Consider the following 4880-nt stretch of genomic DNA (forward strand, 5'->3'; position numbering starts at 1 on the left):
AGAGCAGCGCGATGCGGGGGGGCGGCGCGGCGCCTTCGATGAAATCCGCCAGAGCCTCCGCCTCCGAGGCCAGCGCACCCATCACGGGCCACCATGGTTGCAGGTTGTAGCCGGGCGCGAAGTCGAACCGCAGGTTGTCGAGCGCCGAAGGCGTGGCATCGCCCTCCGACGCGAAGAGTGCATGCAGGATCACCCGGCTGGCGCCCAGCATGTGCAAGCGGATGAGCTGCGCCCGCAGCGCCTGCGACGTCATCTCCCACTGGCCCGCGGCGCGGGTCTCGGAGCGGGTGGCGGTCACGTAGAGCTCGCACCAGCAGCCGCGGCGACCGCTGGCCCGCGCGATGCTGTCGCCGAGCAATGGGGCAAGCTGGGCGTCGAGGTTGTTGGCGTCCACCGCCGTCACGTCGCGCCAGCGGTCGGTGCCGAAGAAATCCGCCGCCAGCGCCGCCCGCGGGTCGATGCTCGCGAACCCGCCATTGAGCGCGAAACGCGCCACGTGCGGCAGGATCTCGTGCCCGGTGAGCGCCAGCCCGTTACGGTCGCAGAAAGCGCGGAGCGGGCCGAGGAAGCTTTGCTGGAAGAGCACGGTATAGGTCCGATAGACGTGGCTGCGGGTCGCACGCGCTCCGGGCAGATCGCGCAGCAGCGCCGCAAGTTGCAACGCCAGTGGCCCCCGCGCCACAAGTGACGCGGCGAAGCCGTCGCTCCAGAGCAGGCTGTTGACGAGATTGCCCGTGCGCCCCTCCCAGTCGTAGAGCACCGGCGCGGGCTGGTCGAAGAACAGGCAGTGCACCGGATCGGGCAGCAGGCACGCAAGCGCCCGGGCATAGGGCTCGAGCCCCTTCTCGACGAAGCGCACCCCGGCCTCGGGCAGCAGGTAGTTGATCACGCGGGAGTTGGCGACGCGGGCGCGGGCGAAGAGTGTCCAGCGGGCGCCCTCGGGCAGCGAGTGGTCCAGCCGCGCGGTCATGCCGTCGGCCCCGGCGGCCACGATGCGCACCGCGTCGGTCACGTCGCGCACGCTGCCATCCGGGGACCAGAGCACGGCAGCCACCGGCGCCCAGTCCGCCAGCCGCGGCGCGCCGTCCTCGTGGATCCAGTTGCGCACCGCCGCGCCGAGGCTCGCACCAAGCGTCGCCCGGATACCGGCGATGGTCGCGTCGCGCCCGTTGCTCTCGGCCCAGAAGAGATGCGTCTCGCGCAGGTGGTCGGCGCCTTCGACGGTGCGCCCGCCCGCCTGCCCGCTGCTCCAGGCGTAGTCGTCGTAGAGCCCCGCCCGCAGTCCAAGCCCGGCCATGATCCGCACCGCCTGAGCATAGGCGGCAAGGTACTCGGGCGAGAGGTAGAGCGCGCGCGGCATCGACAGCCGCGCCTGGATGTAGATCGTGCCAAAACCCTGCGCGCGGAACCCGGCGAGCTGCGCGCGCATCTCGGCCTCGGTCGGCAGGCCGGACCAGAACCAGTAGGCGTCGAGCCGGCTCACGGCGCGCGGCTCACTCGATCAGGATCTTGTCCGAGTTGTCCTTGAGCCCGACGCCCGTCACCCCGAGCTTGAGCGCGTGGCGCACCAGCCAGTCGATCTTGGCCACCGCCTTTTCGGCCGAGAGCCCGCCGGAATTGTGAATGTTCGACACGCAGTTGCGCGAACTGTCGGGGGTGCCGACCCTGGGGTTGATGGTGAGATAGGCGCCGAGGCTGGTGGTCAGCGACAGGCCCGGACGCTCGCCGATCACCATGACCACGAGCTTTGCGCCCATGCGCTCGCCGATCTCGTCGCCGATGCCGACGCGTCCCTGCTCGGCCAGCACGATGGGGCCGAGCTTGAGGTCCGAGAAGGCCCCGACCAGCCCGGTCATCACCTCGGCCGAGTTGGTGTTGACCGCATCCGCCGACAGCCCGTCGGCGAGCACGATGACCGCGTCGAAGGGCCCCTCGGGGAGAGTGTCTGCATCGCCCTCGCGCAGGCGCCGGCCAAGGTCGGGACGGCGGATGTAGACGCCGCGGTCCTCGGCACGGCTGTGCACGCGGATCACCTCGGCGCCGCCGATGCCGGCCTCTACGGCCTCCCAGTCGACGGGCTTCCAGATCGCGTCGCGGGCCTTGGCGTGGCTGAGCTGGAAGTCGAGCACCGACTCGAGGGTGGCAGGGCCGCCCTCGGGGTCGAGCCGCAGCCGCGCGGGCGTCAGGCGGCGCAGGGCGTTGAAGGCGGGGTGCTTGTCGATCTCGCTCATTCTGCGGCCAGTCCCATGCGTTTCATCATTGCGCTCATGTCCGGGATCGCCCGGTCCGGCCCCATCTGCTCGAGCCCCATCCTGGCGAGCCAGCCCTCGAACTCGGGCGCGGGCCGCGCGCCGGAGATCGAGCGCATCCAGCGCCCGTCCTCGAAGGACAGGGTCTGGTAGCTCAGCATCACGTCGTCCGAGCCCGGCACACAGATCACGAAGTTCACGCCGGCGGCCCCCAGCAGGCAGGCCAGCGTGTCCATGTCGTCCTGATCGGCATCCACGTGGTTGGTGTAGCAGACGTCCATGCCCATCGGCAGGCCGAGCAGCTTGCCGCAGAAATGGTCCTCGAGCCCGGCGCGGATGACCTGCTTGCCGTTGTAGAGATACTCGGGCCCGATGAAGCCCACGACGCTGTTCACGAGGAACGGATCGAAGGCGCGCGCGACGGCGTAGGCACGCGCCTCGAGCGTCTGCTGGTCGACACCGTGGTGGGCGTCGGCCGAGAGCGGCGCGCCCTGCCCGGTCTCGAAATACATGCAGTCGGTGCCCACGGTGCCCCGCTTGAGGCCAAGCGCCGCCTCTTGCGCCTCCTTGAGGATCGAGAGCGTGACGCCGAAGCCCTCGTTCGCCGCCTGCGTGCCCGCGATGGACTGGAACACGAGATCGACAGGGCCGCCGGTCTCCATGATCTCCATGCTGTTGGTGACGTGGGTCAGCACGCAGCTCTGGGTGGGGATGTCGAACTCCTGCCGAAGCCCGTCGAGGGCCCAGAGCAGGTCGGTGCAGTTCTGGATGCTGTCCGAGGCCGGGTTGATCCCGATCACCGCGTCGCCCGAGCCCTGCAGCAGCCCGTCGAGGATCGCCGCCGCGATGCCGCGCAGGTCGTCCGAGGGGTGGTTGGGCTGAAGCCGCGTCGACAGACGCCCCTTGAGGCCCACGGTACTCCGGAAGCGGGTGACGACCTCGGTCTTGGCGGCCACCGCGATGAGGTCCTGGTTGCGCATCAGCTTGCTGACCGCGGCGATCATCTCAGGGGTGAAGCCGCGCGCGGCCTTGGCCAACGATACCGCGTCGGCGGCGTCGGAGAGCAGCCAGTTGCGCAGGTCGCCCACGGTCATCGAGCGGAACGGGGCAAAGGCTTCGGCGTCGTGGCTGTCGATGATCAGCCGCGTGACCTCGTCGCTCTCGTAGGGCACCACCACGTCGTTCAGGAAGTGCGACAGCGGCAGGTCGGCCAGCACGTAGCGGGCGGCGACGCGGTTGGCCTCGGAACTGGCGGCAATGCCGGCGAGCTCGTCGCCCGAGCGCAGCGGTGTCGCGGCGGCCATCACCTGCGCCAGGCTGGCAAAGGCATGGGTTTCCCCACCGGCGATATGTTCGAACTTCACGGGTCAGACCCTCCGTAGTCGCGAAGTGGCCGAGCGCGGATGCGCCGGCGATTTGCTTTGCGGCAGTGTCGCAAGAGCGGCGGCGCGGGAAAAGCCCCGTTGACGGCCCGCGCCTCCCTATGGGCTCTGCAGGCCGTCAGACGCAAGAAAAAGTGACCGAACGCACATTATTTGAGCGCGACACTGCCCTTTCGGTCAATTCCGACCGATCACCACGCGGGTCGCGACAACAGATACCGCTGTCCTCGCGGGGGCGATGTTGTAGAACCGGGACCGGGAAAGTGCCGTACAAAAACAGGGAGAGCAGCAGCATGAGCAGTAGCGTTTTCGAACACCCGTGGCTGTCGGGGCTGTTCACCGATCACAAGATGGCAAAGATCCTTTCGGCCGAGCGCCAGATCGCCCACATGCTGGCCTTCGAGGCCGCGTGGTCGCGCGCTTGCGGCGCCGTCGGGATCTTCGACCCCGACAAGGCCGAGGCCGCCGCCCTTGCCATCGAGTCCGCGCGCATCGACATGGCGGACCTGGCCGAGGGCATGGCGCAGGACGGCGTGCCGATCCCCCGTTTCGTGGCGCAGCTGCGCGCCGTTGCCCCGTCGGAGGCGCTGCACAAGGGCGCGACCTCGCAGGACGTGGTCGATACCGCGATGGTGATGGCGCTGGCCGAGGCCTCGAAGCTCCTGATCGAGCGGATCGAGCAACTGACCCGCGCTCTGAGTGCACTCGAGGCGCGCCACGGCGCCACCCCGCTGATGGGCCGGACGCGGATGCAGGCCGCGACCGAGATCACTGTCTCCGACAGGGTGCTGACCTGGACGCTGCCGCTCGCCGGCCACCGCGACCGGCTGTCGGTGCTGCGCGGGCTTGTCGAGAAGGTGCAGATCGGCGGTGCCTCGGGCGACCGCAAGGCGCTGGGCGACAAGGAGACCGAGGTCGTCGAACGCGTCGCCCGCGACCTCGGCCTCGCCCCGGCCAGGCGCAGCTGGCACGCGATGCGCGAGCCGATTGCCGAATACGCCTCGTTCCTGTCGCTGGTGACCGGCACGCTGGGAAAGATGGGTCAGGACGTGGCGCTGATGGCGCAGCAGGGGATTGACGAGATCGCGCTCTCGGGCGGCGGCGGCTCGTCGGCGATGCCGCACAAGCAGAACCCCGTCGCGGCCGAGCTGCTGGTGACGCTGGCGCGGTTCAACGCCACGCAGGTCAGCGCCATGCACCACGCGATGATCCACGAGCAGGAACGCTCGGGCGCGGCGTGGAGCCTTGA

At 69.6% G+C, this 4880-nt stretch carries 4 protein-coding genes; 1 reads left to right on the forward strand and 3 read right to left on the reverse strand.

Translation table 11 applies throughout. The features are described 5' to 3' along the window. From HC022_RS19015 to HC022_RS19025, 3 genes are all read right to left on the reverse strand, one after another. The coding region (locus HC022_RS19015) for a hypothetical protein (protein WP_217704050.1) at positions 1–1483 on the reverse strand (1483 nt) is incomplete at its 3' end. Positions 1484–1493: 10 nt separating this feature from the next. Further along, positions 1494–2231: an ethanolamine ammonia-lyase subunit EutC gene (gene eutC / locus HC022_RS19020; protein WP_167453467.1), complete on the reverse strand. Its 738-nt coding sequence runs from the start codon at positions 2229–2231 to the stop codon at positions 1494–1496. Continuing rightward, positions 2228–3613: an ethanolamine ammonia-lyase subunit EutB gene (locus tag HC022_RS19025; RefSeq protein ID WP_167453468.1), complete on the reverse strand. Its 1386-nt coding sequence runs from the start codon at positions 3611–3613 to the stop codon at positions 2228–2230. The genes eutC and HC022_RS19025 overlap by 4 nt, the downstream gene beginning before the upstream one ends. Before the next feature lie 311 nt (positions 3614–3924). On the opposite strand from HC022_RS19025, the gene HC022_RS19030 reads away from it, so the two are divergent. After that, the coding region (locus HC022_RS19030; protein ID WP_167453469.1) for a 3-carboxy-cis,cis-muconate cycloisomerase at positions 3925–4880 on the forward strand (956 nt) is incomplete at its 3' end.

Origin of the sequence: Salipiger sp. HF18, assembly GCF_011806505.1 — a bacterium.
Classification (GTDB): domain Bacteria; phylum Pseudomonadota; class Alphaproteobacteria; order Rhodobacterales; family Rhodobacteraceae; genus Salipiger; species Salipiger thiooxidans.

Excerpts from the sequence above, each read along its gene's own strand:
- eutC (WP_167453467.1), bottom strand. The coding sequence starts at position 2,231 with ATGAGCGAGATCGACAAGCACCCCGCCTTCAACGCCCTGCGCCGCCTG.